Raw genomic sequence first — 17,646 nt, forward strand, 5'->3', positions numbered from 1 at the left:
TAATTCTCACTAAGGATATTTATAGCTTTACGCCAAAGGATTGGTCATACATACTCGAGAGATAAAACTTATACTTTTCAGCTTCATAGTTGTCATTTTTGTCGGTGCCTTGTTACTTTCCCTCCCTTTTGCCCATAATGGAGAACTCCGTTTTATCGATGCCGTCTTCACTGCAACCTCCGCGGTCTGTGTTACCGGATTGATTGTGAAAGATACACCTGTAGATTTTACCTCGTTTGGGCATGCCATCATTTTGACACTGATCCAACTCGGGGGTCTGGGGTACATGACGGCAGTCACCTTTTTGGCCGTTATGCGAAAACAAAAAATCAACCACAGAGACCGTCTCATTCTCAAAGAGTCTCTCAACCAGCCGGGGCTAGACGGATTGGTCCGCTTTTTAAAAATCGTATTTGCCTCTATCGTTATCATCGAAGTCGTAGGAATGATCATTCTCACTCTACGTTTTTGGGCTGATATGCCCTTTGCAAAAGCATTATGGTTCGGTACATTCCATGCGATCTCAGCCTTTAACAATGCCGGCTTCTCACTCTTCCGTGATAACATGATGGGTTATCGGGGAGATTTGATTATCAATTTAGCGATCCCGTTCTTGATCATCCTTGGTGGATTGGGCTATGTTGCTTTGCTTGAGATTTATAACTTTCGCCGAAATCGACTGGTGCGAATTTCTACCCATACTAAAATCGTTTTGTGGATGACTGGTATTTTGATCCTATTGGGGATGTTTTTTCTCTTATCATTAGAATGGAACAATCCAAAATCGTTTGGCTCGATGAGCACCTATGAAAAGATTTTAGCGGCATGGTTTGCATCGGTCAACTACCGTACTGCAGGATTCAACAGCATCGATTTCTCAACGCTTACCGATTCGAATCTTTTCTTCGCTACGTTTTTTATGATGACCGGAGGGAGCCCGGGAGGTACAGCCGGGGGTATTAAAACGACCGCCGTCGCTTTGGCATTGATCGGTATGTGGTACACTCTACGCGGAGACTCGAATGCCCATATTTTCAAACGCTCTATTTCCCCCTATCAGATCAATAAAGCGTATGCGGTTATTTTTGTCGCATCGATTTATGTCGTCGTCTCGACGGTCATCTTGAGTGAAGTAGAACATTTGCCGTTTTTACGGATCTTGTTTGAGACCACATCGGCATTCGGAACCGTCGGTCTCTCGACCGGAGATGGAGGAGTATTGAGTTACAGTGCCCTCTTCAGTGATGCCGGTAAGCTCAATATCATCATTTTGATGCTGATGGGAAGGGTCGGAGTATTCGCCTTTACAATCATTATCGTGGGTAAAGCGGTGGAAAGCCGTATCAAATATGCAGAAGGAAAGGTTATTATTTAGTATGGAAACATTTGCAGTTATAGGATTAGGAAAATTTGGTTTTCACGTTGCCAAAGGATTGGCGCAACAAGGACTGAACGTCATCGCAGCCGATTTGAATGAAGATCATGTCCGTGAAGTCAACGAATACGTCCAAGACGCTGTCATTTTGGACTCAACCGATATGAGAGCGTTACGAGAGGCAGGAATCGGCAGTGTCGATGTGGCGGTTGTCAGTATCGGAGAAAACATTGAGGCGAGTATCCTCACCGTTATGGCGTTAAAAGAGTTAGGGGTCGAAACCGTGATAGCCAAGGCAATTACTACGGTACACGGGCAAATCCTATCAAAACTCGGTGCTGCAAAAGTGATCTATCCTGAAATGGAATCGGCGAAAAAGATCGTCAAGAAAATGGTCAAAAATATGCACTATGAGACGATCGATCTCTCTATCACCATGAAAATAGCCAAACTGACCGTACCTTCCTTCTGGGTAGGGACTTCGATCTTATCCCCAATGTTTGAAAACGAATACGAAGTAAAACCGATTGCGTATAAACACCAGGGCGTATGGTATACCTCATTTGAAAAAGACGATATCCTCGAAAAAGGGGATATTTTGGTCGTCCTCGGTGATGCAGGCCATATTGAAGAGTTAAGTAAGAAAATCTAATTTTTACAGTTTGTTGGCGATCGTTTTGATTTCATTCACGAGCGCCTGCTGACGCGTATAGATATACTCGATCAAATAGCTCTCAAACGGCTCGATAAGACCGAGTTCCACAACCACTTTCGTAAAATCTTCACCCTCTTGAATGTATTGAACCTTGCCGCTGATACTCATACTGACCATCCCCTCATCAAAACGCTCAAGCGGGAGATTAAATTGCAAATTAACCTTTGAATGCAATTTCAACGTCACTTTGGAAACGCTGAGTCTGCAAGCAATCGATTTGATAGAAATATCCAAGATATTCCCCGAAATCACACTTTTGCCTGATGATATGGTTACGTGCATCCGATGATCACTTTGAATTCGGATATATTGACGGTTGTTCCCTGAAGCTTGCATCGGTTCGAATCTGGTCAAAACGGCAATTTTTTTAGCGACATCTACGATTTTGACATTTGCCAAGATATCAAAGGGTATACCGGGACCCTGTATAACGACATGCTGTTCGAGTTTCATCGCATAACCCTGGATTTTTTCGATAGAGATGTACACCATCTCATCGGATATTTTCACCAATTTCGCGGCTGTACTGATCCGAATCCCTTTGTAAAAATTGAGCAGTTTTACCGATGTATTGGTCAAAATCATTTTTTCCAGGTAGTGGATCGCCTGCTGTTTTTGATCAACTTCATGCTCCGCTGCAGAAATTTCGAAATGGATCAAATGGGTTAAATCGCGTGAAAAAAGCTGCTTTTGATTGATATGATCGATAATCCCGATTGCTCGATTGAGTTCGACTCCGTGCATATCAACGATATACGAGTTGATGACAGGCAAGGCACCGTCGATAGAAATCTCAATCCCAAGTCCTTTATGAAATTTTTCAAGACTGTGTTTGAGATCACCCAAAGAGACGCTCGAAGCTAAAATCGTAAAAATATCTTTATGCCATTGTGCGATTTGTATCTCAGGATCAAAATTTAACTCGATGCATTTCAATATCTCTTTACAGACATCGTTATAGATATCCTCACCGCGTAGTTCGATGATTCGCTCTGCATTTTCTATGTACATGACAATAACGGGGATAGGCTCATTTTCACGTTTGTGGACAACAAAAGAATCTTTTAGCAATTCAATAAAATTCATCCTATTGTGAAGCCGTTTTTCGTTATTCTCCAACGATCCAGAGAGGGGAATCATACTCATCAGGTGATCCCCGTCTTTGAGAGGCTGATGGGAAACAAAATATTCTCGCTCATCCCCGCTAGCGTCTTTAGCAGAAATAATTTTTTGAGAAACACCGGTTGTTTCAAGGAGTGATGCAATCTCTTGGTTCCGAAACTGCTGATCGATCTCACTGAGATTTTTTATCTTAAATTTTCGTTTGAGTGTATCATTGGCATAGACTGTTTTCCCCTCATTGTGTATCCAAAAAAGGTTTTCAGAAAACTCAGAAATCAAACGCTCATAATTGGTAACAATTAGCTCATTGTGTTTTTTGATCAGTGAAGGAAAAAGATTGATCAATGCACCCGCAAATGTTTCATCATCACCCGGAAGAGGAGAAACTGCCATGGCGCGTAAAGATAAAGCAATTTTATACATATTGAGATTGTTTGTATCGGGCGTGAAAATAACCGTCTCTAAAGAGTGTGAGGATGATAAAAGAGTCCATACTTGATGATTTTTAAACGATGTATAGCTTCCGCAGAGAATCAATAGATGTGATTGTATCGGGAGAAATTCGTTGATTTTTTCCAAAGGGATAAAACGGGTGCTGCGGAACAAACTTTGAGCTGTTTCGCTAAATGCCAGTGATGCTTCCGATTCATGCAGTACAACGAGATCAAAATGTTTAGCATATTTAGCAATTTTTTGAATTGACACATTCATCCCTGAATATTATAAAATTTTGTATACATTGTACCGAATTGCTCAGGTTTCACGACTTAAATAAAAGGAAAGTTAGGTTGAAAACAGTTTCTGCTAATATTGCAAAAAAATTTTAGGAACTATAAAATGCTTCGTTTTGCTCCAAGCCCGACGGGAGATATGCATATTCGTAATCTTCGAGTCGCTTTATTTAATTATATTTGTTCCATCCAGCGTGAAGAACCGCTATTAATCCGCATCGAAGATACCGATCAAAAATGTAGTATTCCCGACAAAGAGAAAGAAATTTTTGAAATTCTCTCACTGTTTGGGATCACATACCAAGAGCAACAACTTCAAAGCAATCATTTAAAATTTCATCGAGCTATGGCCTTGCAATTGCTGCAAGACAAAAAAGCGTTCAACTGTTTTTGCTCGCCAGCTACATTGGATGCGAAACGTGAAGCGGCAAATGAGAATAAAATACCCTATCGCTATGACGGAATTTGTGAAACGCTCTCTTCTGATCAAGTGATTGATAATCCCCTCCCCTTTACCATTCGTCTCAAAAAACCGCTCCAGTCGATCACAGTCAATGACATCATTCATGGTTATTCGACCTTTGCACCTGATGACATCGATAGTTTTATCATCATGAGCACCGACAAATATCCTACCTACAATTTTGCGTGTGCGGTGGATGATATGTTGGCGGATGTCTCTTTGATCATCCGCGATGAAGAGCACCTGAGCAATACCCCAAAACAAATTGCGATTCATGAAGCCCTCGGATATATCAAAAAAATCGAATATGCTCACGTGCCAAGCATTGTCGGTGATGATACGATAAGCGTCAAATGGCTTCTTGAAGAGGGGTATTTACCTGAAGCAATCAGCAACTATCTCATATTGCTGGGGAACACAACTCCGGTAGAAATTTTTAGTCTCAAAGAGGCAATCAAATGGTTCGATCTAAAAACACTTTCAAAAGAACCTACCCTGTTTGATATCGAAAAACTTAAATTCATCAATCGAGAACATCTCAAAGGACTTGATCCGAAAGAGCTTTCCCGCTATGTCGGATTTGCCGATGAAGAGATCGGTAACTTGGCAAAACTCTTTTTGGAAGAAATAAGTACTCTCAAAGAATTAAGAGCAAAAATCGGAGCATTTTTTGCTCCTAAAAATATTTCTGACGAATACAAAGAAAAAGTTGCAGTACTACGAGTTCTAACGCAACAAGCTCCGCATTTTGATGATTATCACTCATATAAAGAATATTTAATCAAAAAAAGCGGCTTTTCCGAACAAACTCTTGTCAAGCCTTTGCGTCTGCTTCTGAGCGGTTTGGATGATGGACCGGAAATCGCTGATATCTACATGTATCTTAAAAATTATCTAAAAGAGGTGGTCAAATGATCGCAGGAATCGTATCAGGATTGGGTGGAATAGTTCATTCACTCATTACAGTTTATATCTGGGTTTTAATCATTGGAGCGCTCCTCTCATGGGTTCGCCCCGATCCTTATAACCCTATCGTTCAGATTATCTATCGTTTGACAGAACCGGCATACCGTGCGCTTCGTCGTCTCATGCCGACCGTATTTAACGGCATAGACTTGGCACCGTTGATCTTGGTCATACTTTTGCAAGTGGTTGATGTTATATTGGTCAATGTCATCAATGCCGTGGTATTCTCCGTATGATGCGCTCAACACTAGCAGCCATTTTGCTCGCTTCAAGTGCGTGGGGGCTCAGTCTATCAGATATCAACGATAAACCCTCTTCACGCCAAAAAAACTTCCTTATATGGCAATTTTTGCACCAAGACATCAATGCTTCTCAAGCATCCGAAGCGTTTTATCAAGTTGAAAACGTCAACGATCGTTTTTTATTTGATTATGCGGCCAAAACCGATGAAATCGAGATCAAATATACCGCCATGTGTATGCAGCAGCAACCATCGGCAATTCCGATGATTGAACAAGACGATTGTTTGATGCTGGCAATCAATCCTGCCAAAGCAACCGCACTCAAATCCGAAGATCGTGAGATCATTGCCGCACGTCTGAATAACCGTTTTGGAAATACCGAATGGCTTCGTGCTATGAATCAACAAAGCTTTTATATGAGCATCGACAATCTTGCCAATGAAACAACGCTCTTTCGTCTAGCGGGTGCTCCCTACAGACATCAATATTTCAATCATTCCCTACCGCTTAATGTTTTGGATGCATTGACAAAAAATCCCCATTTTTCGCAAATCGTTTTTTTGAGCGTTACCGATACTGCAATGGATCAAATGCAAATGTCACTTAGTGCACTCAGCGGAGGGCATTTTGAACCACAGACTCATTTTTTCCTCGCGATGAACTCTGTAAAATACGGAAAATTTGATATCGCATTGGAACATCTTAAAGAGGCAAAAGGACGTTTTACCTCTTTGATTGACCGCGATAAATGTATCTTTTGGCTCTATCAAATCACCAAAGATCAAACGTATTTGAACGAACTCGCAAAAAGTCTCGATATCAACATGTACGTTCTCTATGCCAGAGAGCTTCTCCAATTGCCGACGGAAAACTATTTTACGACACTTCCAACCGTACAACGCAGTAACAGTATTAATGGTATTGATCCATTTGAGTGGCGAGAGTTTGCGGAAGAGGTGAAAGCTTCAAATCCAGAAACCATTTCTGCACTTATCGATCGATGTGACGGTAACGATTCACTCGCTGTTCAAGGTTATGTGCTTGAGCGAACCTATCAACCCTATATCCATAATTTTACGATGCCTTACGATCACTATATGAGCAATCTGACCAATGATCAAAAAGCGCTCGTTTATGCCCTTATGCGTCAAGAAACACGGTTCATTCCAGGGTTGATATCACGCTCTTTTGCGCTAGGTCTAATGCAGATCATGCCGTTTAATGTCGATTCGATCAGCAAAGTACACCCGATGAAGCCGACAACGTATTTTGATATGCTGCAACCTGAAATCAGTATTGCCTACTCGCTTACACATATGCAGCATCTCATCAACAATTTGCACAATCCGGTGTTGATAGCCTATGGGTACAATGGGGGTATCGGATCTACCAAACGTCTATTGATGGATGGAAAACGGTTTATGCCCGGCGAGTTCGAACCATTTTTGAGTATGGAATTGATCGGAAATGATGAAAATCGAGAGTACGGCAAGAGAGTTCTTGCCAATTACGTTATTTATAAGCAGATTTTTGGCGAGCCGGTGCAACTAAAGGCCATTTTTGATAATTTAATACAACCGAGCCAGTCTGATTCTTTTCGAGCTGAAGCGCTAAAGAAGAGTTTAGTTCTGAAGTAAATTGGACATAATAGTATCGGTTCCAATTATTTTGGACCGGCATTAGAGTGCGTCGTGTATCTTTCTCGTTTAAAGGTTCGATGATCGACGCTTTCTTGCCGTTAAGGGTTAACTGAAATCCATTAGTTTCTAACTCTCGGACTTTGTAGCTTCTATCATCGTTTTCAAAATAGACAGAGACAATAAAGTTCTCCCCCTCTTGATATTTTGCCGGATCGGTACGGTTTAGATACAAAGATGAGATAATTGCTTTGGTTTCCAAAGAGCGTACAATCGCACCGCTTCTGAGTTCTTCAACCGCGCGTTCATGCGTTTCGTCTATTTTAAACAAGTCAAATGTCCCTTGTTTAGCACAGCCTCCCAAAAACAATAATGCTGATACCGCTATCACTGAAAAACGCATGCCATTCCTTTACTCATCGAATAATCAGTATTATACGTCAACTCGCCTTAACCAACTTTCAATGATTGTTGATTATAATATCCCCTATTTTAATCAGAGGTCTGTTTTTTTGAAAAAACGTTTAGCCATTGCATTCACCGGTCCCTCGAACAGCGGAAAAACAACGCTGATTCTAAAAGTGGCGCGGAAGTTGATCCATGAACACCGCTTGGAAGTTGCTATTATCAAGAACGATCCAAAAGACAAAGCACAATTTGACGTGCCAGGAAAAGATAGCTATAAATTCAGTGATACAGGTGCCGAAGTGATCGTCACCTCCCCTACCCGTACCACCTATTTTTCACAACGACATAAAGAGCTTGATGAGTTGGTTGGATTGTTCGGCGACTTTGATGTCTTACTCGTGGAGGGGCTAAAAAACCTCCCGCTTCCGCGTATCAGTATCTTTAGAGGTTCTATCGATACGGACTATTTTCCGTATATGAATGCTTTGGCGATCGATGAAAGTATCGATACGTCCCATTATAGTATTCCAGAAGGGATCGATATACTCGATCTCAACAATGCCGATCAGGTGATCGAGTGGATTTTAAACAATGCAAAGGTGATGAAATGAACGTAATTCTCGAAGCGATTCAAAAAAGTGCTATTCGAATCAAACATGCGATTGATGTCAAAGATATCGGTTATTCCCAAGAACAAAACAGTTCCGGAGAAACGCAACTCCAACTCGACATCCAAAGCGATCTCATTATTGAAGAAGAGTTAAGCCGTGTAGAAGGCGTTCATACCATCGCCAGCGAAGAGAAAGAAGAGCCTATGGTGCTCAATGAGCAAGGTCGTTATTTTATTGCATTCGATCCGCTCGATGGCTCATCGCTCGTAGATGTTAATCTCAGTGTCGGATCAATCTTCGGAATCTATGAGGGTGAGTTTACTCCTAGCAAGATGGTCGCAAGCTGCTACGTTGTCTACGGACCGCGTGTTGAGCTTGTTTTCGCCGATCAAGACCATGTTTCTCTCTATCTGCTCCAAAACGGGGAATTTGAATTTGTAAAACATATTCTACTGAATGAAAAGGGAAAAATCATGGCACCGGGCGGTACTCAGCAATTTTGGGCACCGTATCATAAAGCGATGATTGATAGCTTCTTTACCCGTGGCTATCGTCTCCGCTACTCGGGCGGAATGGTACCGGATTTGCACCAAATCCTCCTCAAAGGGGGCGGACTGTTCAGCTATCCGGGAGCAAGCGACAAACCTGAAGGAAAGCTTCGTATGCTTTTTGAAGTGTTCCCTTTTGCCTTTATCTTTGAAAAAGCGGGCGGAAAAGCGATGGACGGTTATAAACGGGTTCTTGAAAAAGAACCTAGACATGTCCATGACACCAGCCCATGTTTTTTTGGCTCTAAAGAGGAAATCAAAGAGGTATTGAGTGTCTATGCCTCAGCACAATGATATTTATGAAGAGAAGCTCGATCTGACATTGAATGAGCTTCAATCATGTCAAAAGAGCCGCGATATAGAGAGCTGTTATGTCTGTGAAATGTGTATCGGCTGCGAAATTCGGGCGAAATACATTCGAAGCGTCTATGAGAGTATGTCCAAAGGTGAAACCGGCGGGTTTGATTTTTAACAAGGAAAATAAATGAAAAACTATATTACTACCCCTATTTACTACGTCAATGGAGAAGCCCATATCGGTCATGCCTACACGACCTTCATCGCCGACACATTGGCTCGATATTCTCGGCTTCAGGGAAATGAGACCTATTTGCTTACCGGTACCGACGAACATGGCCAAAAGATCGAAGAATCGGCTCAAAAACAAAACAAACCAACCCAACAATTCGCCGATGAAATCAGCGCAACGTTTCGCAATTTATGGGATGAATTTAATATTAGTTACGATCAATTCATCCGAACCACTGATGAAACCCACAAGAAAGGGGTTCAAGCGGCATTTTTAAAAATGTTTGAGAACGGAGACATCTACAAAGATTTCTATGAAGGCAATTACTGCGTCAGCTGTGAAACATTTTTCCCTGAATCCCAGCTCATGGATGGCGGATGCTGTCCGGATTGCGGCAGAGCAACGAGTATCGTCAAAGAAGAGAGCTATTTTTTCCGTCTCTCTAAATACGAAAGACCGTTATTAGAATACTATGAAGCTCATCCTGAATTCATCCTCCCTAAATCACGCCGAAACGAAGTCATCAGTTTTGTACGCGGCGGATTGAACGATCTCTCCGTGACCCGAACCAGTTTTAGCTGGGGCGTTCACTTGCCAGAATCACTCAATGAACCAAAACACGTGATGTACGTATGGCTAGACGCACTTATGAACTACGTAACCGCACTCGGATATGGTTCAGATGAAACAAAAATGAATTTTTGGCCGGCAAACGTACAACTCGTCGGAAAAGATATTCTCCGCTTTCATGCGATCTACTGGCCGGCATTTTTGATGAGTTTGGGACTTCCTTTGCCGAAGCATATCGCCGCACACGGATGGTGGACACGTGATGGCGAAAAAATGTCAAAATCAAAAGGAAACGTTGTAGATCCACGCGAAGTATCCAGCCACTACGGTGTCGAAAACTTCCGCTATTTCATGATGCGTGAAGTTCCGTTCGGTCAAGACGGTGATTTCTCGCAACGTGCCCTGATCGACCGTATGAACTCAGATCTCTCCAATGATTTAGGAAATTTACTCAACCGCATTATCGGTATGTCTGAAAAATATTCCGATTTCCGTATTGACAGCTGTGATGTAGAAAAATACCATTCAAAAGAGCTGAACGATGCGAATGCGATCATTGATACCTTGCATCCGTATCTTTATGAGCTGCAACTGCACCGTTTCCTTGAAGAGCTATGGAAACTCTTCTCTATTGGTAATAAAGCGATCGAAGAACACGCTCCATGGGTGAAAATCAAAGAGGGTCGCACGGATGAAGCTTTGGCTACCGTCGCATTGGTTGCAAACCTCTTGGCCAAAGCTTCGGTCATGCTTCATGCCGTTATGCCAAATACTACGTCCACCATTGCAGATGCGCTCGGTTTTGAGATCACGACGGAGAGCTATACATCTCTCATCCTCAACAAAACCCTCCTAGCGCCGTTCAACATCAAAAAGATCCCACCTCTTTTCCCTCGTGTTGAAGAACCGTTGATGACCGAAGCTCCTAAAGCAATGGTTGATGAAGCACCGAAGGCTGAGCCAAAACCTGCTATGGAAGATAAAAAAGTCTCTACCGTCTCTGAAGAGGGTCTCATTACTATCGATCAGTTTTTTCAAACATCGATCAAAATCGGTACCGTTTTGGACGCCGAAGAGGTACCGAAAAGTTCTAAACTTCTCAAATTAAAAGTTGATTTGGGTGAAGAGTCACCACGACAAATCGTAGCGGGAATCCGCGAGTATTACAGTGCTGAATCACTTATCAATACCCAAGTGTGTGTTGTGGCAAATCTCAAACCTGCAAAATTAATGGGCCTCCTCTCTGAAGGGATGATTCTAGCAGCAAAAGATGCGGATGGTCTTTGCCTTGTTCGCCCTGAAAAACCTCGTCAAAGTGGAAGTTCAGTGGGATGAGACTCGAAAATATCCTCGCACTGAGCAAAGGATCTTTATTAGGAGATCCTTCTGTCTCTCTTTTTGAAAGTGTCGTATTCGATCCTTCGAAAGTTAAGCGCGGATCATTTTTCGTAGCCTATTCCCCAGATGACATCGCCTTAGCACTCCAAAACGGTGCATACGGTGTTATGTTTGATAAACCTACTCAAATATGCGACAGCGAGGTTGCATGGATCAAAGTCGACAATATCGATAGCGCTCTCAAAAAACTCCTCCGTTTTTATCTCTTGGAAAAAGAGTTGCAGGTCTATGCGTGTGATCCGATCACATTGCATCTCTCATCGATGATCTCGACACCCTCAAATTTTGCCAGCATTGAAGGACCGATGTCTGCCATTTGGGATAAACTCTGGCCACTAGAAAAAAAATCGATTGTCCTTTTTTCCCCTACCCTAACCGATTCAGAAATCTTTATTGAACATTCTCAATTGATACGAGCGCAAGAAAAAACCATTACGATTATTGAACAAACTCTCTTTGAGACCTCATTTATTCATAATGATACTTTTTATGAACGCCAAATGCTTTCTCCGTTTTTCATCCCCTATTTGGAACACCTTCTCTTTTTCTATACCTTTTTACGGATTCCGTTTCAAATCAAAGGGTTTAGCAAAATGGGACATTTCATCCCCGTCTTTACCAATTCAAGGTTAGAGAGCAAAGAGTTTGGAAGCAGTGATCGCGTCGTTATTTTCGAACCTTTGCTTGAGCTCATCGATGAGCAAATCGACTTTTTGGATGCTCAAGCTTCTTGGGCAAAAATCATCTATCTTCTCCCGGAGTCTATGCGTTCAAGTTTGACAATCGGAGTCGAAAATTTTCTCTTTTACCGCTATACCGAAGAGGTACTCTCAATCTTACAAGCTAAAAGTTTCCATTTTGCACTAGTCGCGGGGGTAGATAAAAGTATTTTGAACCCTTCACGTTCCGCTATGAGACAACTCGAACTCGATTTTTAACCAATTCGAATAGTTTTCAGTTCAGCACGCAGCTCTTTTTCATTTTTTAAAATCGAACGTACACAGGAGTGAAACTCCTTGGAGTGATTCATATGGCGCAAATGAGCCAATTCATGAACAATGATATAATCGATATGTTCATACGAGAGCTGCATCATCATCGTGTTCAATGTCACGACACCCGCACTGCTGCAGCTTCCCCATCGTCGCCGCATTTTTTTAAATCGTATCTCTTTCGGATGCAAATCCATCTTTCGCGCATAATGCGATACGCGTGATGGAAGTGTCAATATCGCTTCTTTTTTATAAAAATCGCAGTAATATTTTTCAATATGAAGCGTATTTTTTGCTTTTTTTACCATTTGTGATAGATTCGGCAGTTGCGCCACAGAAAGGCATTCTCCTCGAAATCGGATCGTTTCTCCGAGGACATGGTTCGATGCAACAGAATTAACTATCTCTTTTAGTTTCGATCGTATCCAATTTTCTCTCTCTTTTAAGATCAATCGCAGACGCTTTTCATCTTTGATAGGAGTTCGAATACATACTTCACTGTTATGCTTGATTGTGATGTACGTATTACGATTATAGGGACGATAATGGATTGTGATCGGAGAATTTTCGGCGTTAAACATAGACGATAGGATCAATCGCTCCGGCCCGTTCAAATCCACGCAAACGAAGACGGCAGCTGTCACAGACACCGCACGCTGCATCTTCACTTTTATAACAGCTCCATGTAAGATGAAGCGGTACATTGAGTATTAGTGCTTCTTGTACGATTTGTGATTTTTGCAGATGCACTAACGGCATCTCAATCGTGATCTCGGTTGTCTCTTTTGTCCCTAAATTAGCTGCTTTTTGAAACGTCTGGATAAAGTGTTCTCGACAATCGGGATAGCCGCTGCTATCCTCCTCAACGACACCGATAGCAATGGCAGAACACCCCTCTTTTTCGGCAATTGCCGTAGCAATAGAGAGAAAGATCCCGTTGCGAAACGGCACGTATGTAATCGGTACACCGGGTTCAATCCCCTCTGTCGGTACCTCTATAGTATGATCAGTCAACGCCGATGCTCCAATGGCTTTGAAAAAATCAAGATCAATCTCATATTTTTCCGATACTCCCAAATCCTCACAAATGGCACGAAAGCAAGAGAGTTCTTTGGTTACGGTACGTTGTCCGTAATTAAAATGAAGGGCGACGATCTCATAGCCGCGTGAGCGCATAATATAAGCGACAAGGGTCGAATCCATCCCTCCGCTCATAATACAAAGTGCTTTTTTCATACTGTTTACCTCTTCTTGTGATTGTAGCGACGTTATCCTTATGCTACAATTTAACTCAATGCCCTATTTTACGGAGTTTCTGCCGTGTATTTTCATGGGGTTGCCAAAAGGTTGCCATAATCAAAGTGCAATATTATTGACTTTTGAAACGTCAACCCGTAGCGATCCTGTATAGTGATTTCTATTTACCCTATCATCAACATGACCCATAATGTCTAAAATCCAGTCGGTTGGATAACCGTATTCTTTCAAAAGAGTGTTGAATGATCTTCTAAGATCATGGATAGTTCCATACTTAAAATTATTCTCACTCAACAACCTTTTAAATCGAAACGTCATAGTTGCCGATCCGTAATAGCTATTGCCAGATTGATTGATAAAAACATGCTCTCTTAAACCGCTAAACATCCGTTGACGCATCAATGCTTCTTTGCATTGTGCAAACATCGGAACAAAACGGATCTTTCGAGATTTTGTCTCATCCTCAACTCCTCCGACTATTCGGCTATCAACTCTGATAACCTCTTTATCGAAATCTATATCATCCCATTTAAGACCGACTAACTCAGAGCCGCGCATACCAGTAAAAAAAGCTATTTGGATATAGTTTTTTAACTGACCTTTTGCGGCTCCTAAAATAGCTCTGATCTCATCCTCAGAATAATAAACCTTTTCTTTTACGGCTTGCTTTTTAGGAAGTTTAACAAGTACGACAGGGTTTTTCCTTATGATATCGTCATTCGTTGCGGTTTGCATAACCATATTCAAATACGCCCGATCGGTTGCTATTGTTTGCGGTGACAACCCGCTTTCTCGCTGCCATTTCATTATGTGCGTAGTTTTAATATCAGTTAATAAAAACTCTCCAAACCGCTTGTTTTCAGACATCTTGAAATCGCATATCCGAACAAACGTTTTTTTAATACGCTCGTGAACATATGCTCTTCTATTGTCGCTTGTAAGATCAAGAACCATCATCCCATACTCTCGTAATGTAAGATCGCTATAATCTTCTTTTTTGGGTTGGTATTTTTCCTCAAATAACTCGCGGTATTCGGTATCAAAGTTTTTTTCATACCATTTTAAAAGCCGTTTATCTGCTTTCTTTCCAGTAGAAATTCGCTTACGAGTTCCAAACATATCGCTGTCTAACGTAATTATGTCGTGTTGGTTTGCGTAAACTCGACGTATCATTGATTTCTCCTTGATATGTCGGTCACTGACAGAGAGAATTTTACAGCTAAAATGCTTTTATTTTGACTATCGGTAATGATCTGATATTGATATACCATAGTTTTCCCCGCTTTACAAAGTCCTCAGGATTCAGATTGTTGTAACACCATTTGCGTAGTCCGTCGATAGTTTTATATCCGCACTCGGTTGCAAATTCCCGTGTAATTGGATACCACTGTGGTAATGATCGGTGAAGGACTAAAATCGTATCGAGCTTTTCGTTCAGCTCTTGGAATTTCTTATCAAGCATTTGATCCCCTTAAAACACATCGGGAATCAGTTTACGTCGTTGCATCTCATTGGTGAGTGCAATGTATCGGTAGGACAGATCATCATACAAGGGCGAATCCATTTCCAAACCGTCCATTTCCATTGAGAGCTTTTCATCCAGATTCCACAATCCCTCATCACTATAGGTTTTAAGTTCATCTTCAAACGTTAGCTCGATTGTATGATCCTCATGCAGGTTTTTAATATTCTGCCGTAGTTCAAACTCCGCTTTCGCCCTTTGAAGTACATCGAGGAAGAACAGCAATGTCGGATCGTTTTTATGTACCAGTAATCGTGTAATGACCTTTTTAATCGATTTCTCCGCATCTTGCAGTGAGTATCGAAAGCTGATTCGCTCTATCTTCTCTAATGGGGTATTAATCTGCATAAACTCGGTGATGCTGTAGTTCTCTTTGATATAGTCCCAGATAGGCAAAGTATCAGCCCGTTTGCGATTAGGAGAGTTTAATTGCTTCTCGCTAATGCTTTGCGTATCAATTAGCCTTATTTGATCGCAAGCGTGTTTAAACAGTGTTTCTGATCGTTTGAGAGCATCATCTATCGTATCGATACCGTATTGCTTTAAATACTCTCTATGCATCTCAAATTCAACGTTAAAGATCGGTTGCTCCAAATCCATCCCATTGATTCCGAAATGGTTGTACATGATCTCACGTTTGATTGCTGATGCGTTTTGAAGCTCTTTATGCTTATTGTAGATACGGAGTAAAAAGGGTTTCTTACCCACATAGTATGTTTCCAGTTCATAGGCATTAGAACGCTCACCAATGTTCGCGGAATGATTTTGCTTCTTTGACAAAATCATTTCTTTACGTAGATAGCTGAAATCGTGTTGGATGAACATGTTTAGATCAATTCGGGTTATTGGAAATACTTTCATCGTGTATTCACCCAAGAACTTTGTATTAACATACTCTATAAGCGATTTTAAGCCCAGTGTATAGATTCCTATTGCATTGAGCTGTATTCGGATATTATGAATGTTGGTTGCTTTCTCAGGGTCTTTAAAACCTGATCTAAAAAAGTCATGATTGAACCAGTGAAAGCCATCTCTACCCATACCGCTATAAACGACATCGATCCCGTTAATGGTTACCGTAATGTCATTATCCGCATACTGATAGTTTAGGCTTTTAAAATAGGCTTTCTTATCCTCGATCTGATTCACAATGTCCTCATATAACCGATCATAGAAAGCACCGCTTTGTGCAAAGTAATAGAGAGCATCAATACCACTTACAAAGGGTATATTTTTGACATGACTATTTTGCAATGTGTTTTCCTTTCGACGTTTAACGTCATTTTTTATTTGCTAATTCGTTATTGGGAGAATGTTATTTGACTTATGTCAGGGGGTGTTACTAGAACCCCCTGAGCCTAAAGGTGCTTTGTTCGGACAGCCCGCATCCCATGCAGGCACCCGTCCGAGCCAAAGCACACGGTTAAATTCCAAAGAAAGTGCATTGTCCGAAGTAAGAGACATCGACCTCAATCTGTTTGCCTTCCATGCCAATATATTTGGCAACTTTATCGGCTGGGATCGTAAGATCAACTAGTTCGCTTTTTGACCCGTTCTTGACCGTTTTTTCGATCAGTACTTGGATGCGATGTTTAACAACGGGGATAGAGGTTTCTTTATCGACATAGGTCGTTTCATAATCCCCGATCTTCGTACCTTTTAATTTAAGGCTCATAGGTAACTCCTATAAAGTAAGATAGTTACCAAGTACTTGGAATTTGCTATAGCTGAGGAAATTATATTGATTCGGGGAAGCCTAGAACAGGTTAAATTCTGGAAATTTTAACCTTGATTTTTTCTTGAAATTCATATAGGAATTCCGTGTCTTCAAGCGCAGGAATGTTTTTCACTTTACCCTTACGTACATATTCAAACAATGGAACACAATCAAAATGTGTACGTACTTGAATAGGTTGTTTAAATTTTCGATGATCTGTTTTCTTCTTCTTGGTATCAATTTTAAATATATATCCCAAAAAATGATCTATATATGAAGCCAACGTTTCTAGAGGAAGATGGTGTTCTAACCCCACTATTTTTTGAATATAAGAATTTTTCAAATAGAGTTGCGAAATAGAAATTTTCAAGCTATTAATTATGTCTTTCTTTTCAACTCTCAGTGTACTGTTGATATAACCACCTATAAATTCTAAAGCTTGAATTTCTTCTGGACTAGCACACTTCATTTTCTCAATTCCAAAGTGTTTTATTGCAGATAATATATGATCTGTTGCATACGGGTCTTTAATATAATCGGACACAACATTTTTGTATACCCTGGGTTTTACAATCCCATTGTGCATATTTTCTTTCATATATGGACTTAAGGGTACAAGCGTTTTTTCTGTGTTATTACTAGAGTTTAAGGCAGTTGTACGATCCAGTGAATCTGATTTTTTATAATAATTTTCACGTACTCTTAACATTTCACTATACAGACTAAAAATATCAAATAATTGATTTAATAGCACAGGTACAAGTTTGCCATCTACTTCAATCAATTTGTCATATTCTGATAAATTGTATAGGGTATTTTCTAATATTCCCGTTTCATCTGTGA

18 protein-coding genes are annotated in these 17,646 nt (G+C 41.0%); 10 read left to right on the forward strand and 8 right to left on the reverse strand.

Going from position 1 to position 17,646, the window contains the following annotated elements; genetic code table 11:
- The first annotated feature begins 40 nt into the window (after positions 1-40).
- A complete protein-coding gene (locus CJD30_RS06355) occupies positions 41-1,375 on the forward strand; it encodes a TrkH family potassium uptake protein (RefSeq protein ID WP_294917520.1) in 1,335 nt (444 codons plus the stop codon).
- A 1-nt stretch (position 1,376) separates the two neighbouring features.
- Positions 1,377-2,027 (forward strand): TrkA family potassium uptake protein, encoded by a 651-nt coding sequence (locus tag CJD30_RS06360; protein ID WP_294917521.1) that lies wholly within the window; start codon positions 1,377-1,379, stop codon positions 2,025-2,027.
- 3 nt (positions 2,028-2,030) lie between these two features.
- Here the strand turns inward: CJD30_RS06360 and CJD30_RS06365 are convergent, their stop codons facing one another.
- Positions 2,031-3,917 carry a PilZ domain-containing protein gene (locus CJD30_RS06365; protein ID WP_294917523.1) on the reverse strand — a complete coding sequence of 629 codons (1,887 nt, stop codon included), beginning with the start codon at positions 3,915-3,917 and terminating at the stop codon, positions 2,031-2,033.
- A gap of 132 nt (positions 3,918-4,049) precedes the next feature.
- On the opposite strand from CJD30_RS06365, the gene gltX reads away from it, so the two are divergent.
- The 8 genes from gltX to CJD30_RS06405 all read left to right on the forward strand — a co-directional run bounded on the left by gltX (position 4,050) and on the right by CJD30_RS06405 (position 12,253).
- Positions 4,050-5,321: a glutamate--tRNA ligase gene (gene gltX / locus CJD30_RS06370; protein ID WP_294917525.1), complete on the forward strand. Its 1,272-nt coding sequence runs from the start codon at positions 4,050-4,052 to the stop codon at positions 5,319-5,321.
- The gene (locus CJD30_RS06375) at positions 5,318-5,608 is read left to right on the forward strand and encodes a YggT family protein (protein ID WP_294917527.1); all 291 of its coding nucleotides are present in this window, start codon (positions 5,318-5,320) and stop codon (positions 5,606-5,608) included. Before gltX ends, CJD30_RS06375 begins: the two co-directional genes overlap by 4 nt.
- Positions 5,605-7,251: a transglycosylase SLT domain-containing protein gene (locus CJD30_RS06380; protein WP_294917530.1), complete on the forward strand. Its 1,647-nt coding sequence runs from the start codon at positions 5,605-5,607 to the stop codon at positions 7,249-7,251. Before CJD30_RS06375 ends, CJD30_RS06380 begins: the two co-directional genes overlap by 4 nt.
- A gap of 512 nt (positions 7,252-7,763) precedes the next feature.
- The gene (gene mobB, locus CJD30_RS06385; RefSeq protein WP_294917532.1) at positions 7,764-8,270 is read left to right on the forward strand and encodes a molybdopterin-guanine dinucleotide biosynthesis protein B; all 507 of its coding nucleotides are present in this window, start codon (positions 7,764-7,766) and stop codon (positions 8,268-8,270) included.
- Positions 8,267-9,112: a class 1 fructose-bisphosphatase gene (locus tag CJD30_RS06390; protein ID WP_294917533.1), complete on the forward strand. Its 846-nt coding sequence runs from the start codon at positions 8,267-8,269 to the stop codon at positions 9,110-9,112. Before mobB ends, CJD30_RS06390 begins: the two co-directional genes overlap by 4 nt.
- Positions 9,096-9,290 (forward strand): hypothetical protein, encoded by a 195-nt coding sequence (locus CJD30_RS06395; protein WP_294917534.1) that lies wholly within the window; start codon positions 9,096-9,098, stop codon positions 9,288-9,290. Before CJD30_RS06390 ends, CJD30_RS06395 begins: the two co-directional genes overlap by 17 nt.
- A 12-nt stretch (positions 9,291-9,302) precedes the next feature.
- On the forward strand, positions 9,303-11,252 hold the full coding sequence (gene metG, locus CJD30_RS06400; protein ID WP_294917535.1) for a methionine--tRNA ligase: 1,950 nt from the start codon (positions 9,303-9,305) through the stop codon (positions 11,250-11,252).
- Positions 11,249-12,253: a hypothetical protein gene (locus tag CJD30_RS06405; protein WP_294917536.1), complete on the forward strand. Its 1,005-nt coding sequence runs from the start codon at positions 11,249-11,251 to the stop codon at positions 12,251-12,253. Before metG ends, CJD30_RS06405 begins: the two co-directional genes overlap by 4 nt.
- Here the strand turns inward: CJD30_RS06405 and CJD30_RS06410 are convergent.
- From CJD30_RS06410 to CJD30_RS06440, 7 genes are all read right to left on the reverse strand, one after another.
- Positions 12,250-12,969 carry a SprT family zinc-dependent metalloprotease gene (locus CJD30_RS06410; protein WP_294917537.1) on the reverse strand — a complete coding sequence of 240 codons (720 nt, stop codon included), beginning with the start codon at positions 12,967-12,969 and terminating at the stop codon, positions 12,250-12,252. The genes CJD30_RS06405 and CJD30_RS06410 overlap by 4 nt on opposite strands.
- On the reverse strand, positions 12,881-13,543 hold the full coding sequence (queC, locus tag CJD30_RS06415) for a 7-cyano-7-deazaguanine synthase QueC (protein WP_294917538.1): 663 nt from the start codon (positions 13,541-13,543) through the stop codon (positions 12,881-12,883). Before queC ends, CJD30_RS06410 begins: the two co-directional genes overlap by 89 nt.
- A 120-nt stretch (positions 13,544-13,663) precedes the next feature.
- A complete protein-coding gene (locus CJD30_RS06420; protein ID WP_294917539.1) occupies positions 13,664-14,737 on the reverse strand; it encodes a site-specific integrase in 1,074 nt (357 codons plus the stop codon).
- Between the two features lie 46 nt (positions 14,738-14,783).
- On the reverse strand, positions 14,784-15,026 hold the full coding sequence (locus tag CJD30_RS06425) for a hypothetical protein (RefSeq protein ID WP_294917541.1): 243 nt from the start codon (positions 15,024-15,026) through the stop codon (positions 14,784-14,786).
- Positions 15,027-15,035: 9 nt separating this feature from the next.
- Complete coding sequence (locus CJD30_RS06430; protein ID WP_294917542.1) at positions 15,036-16,340, reverse strand: hypothetical protein; 1,305 nt, start codon at positions 16,338-16,340, stop codon at positions 15,036-15,038.
- 169 nt (positions 16,341-16,509) lie between these two features.
- The gene (locus CJD30_RS06435; protein WP_294917544.1) at positions 16,510-16,761 is read right to left on the reverse strand and encodes a hypothetical protein; all 252 of its coding nucleotides are present in this window, start codon (positions 16,759-16,761) and stop codon (positions 16,510-16,512) included.
- 91 nt (positions 16,762-16,852) lie between these two features.
- On the reverse strand, positions 16,853-17,646 hold a 794-nt coding region (locus tag CJD30_RS06440; RefSeq protein ID WP_294917546.1), incomplete at its 5' end, for a hypothetical protein.

The sequence above is a fragment of the Sulfuricurvum sp. PD_MW2 genome (assembly GCF_002633015.1).
Taxonomy (GTDB): domain Bacteria; phylum Campylobacterota; class Campylobacteria; order Campylobacterales; family Sulfurimonadaceae; genus Sulfuricurvum.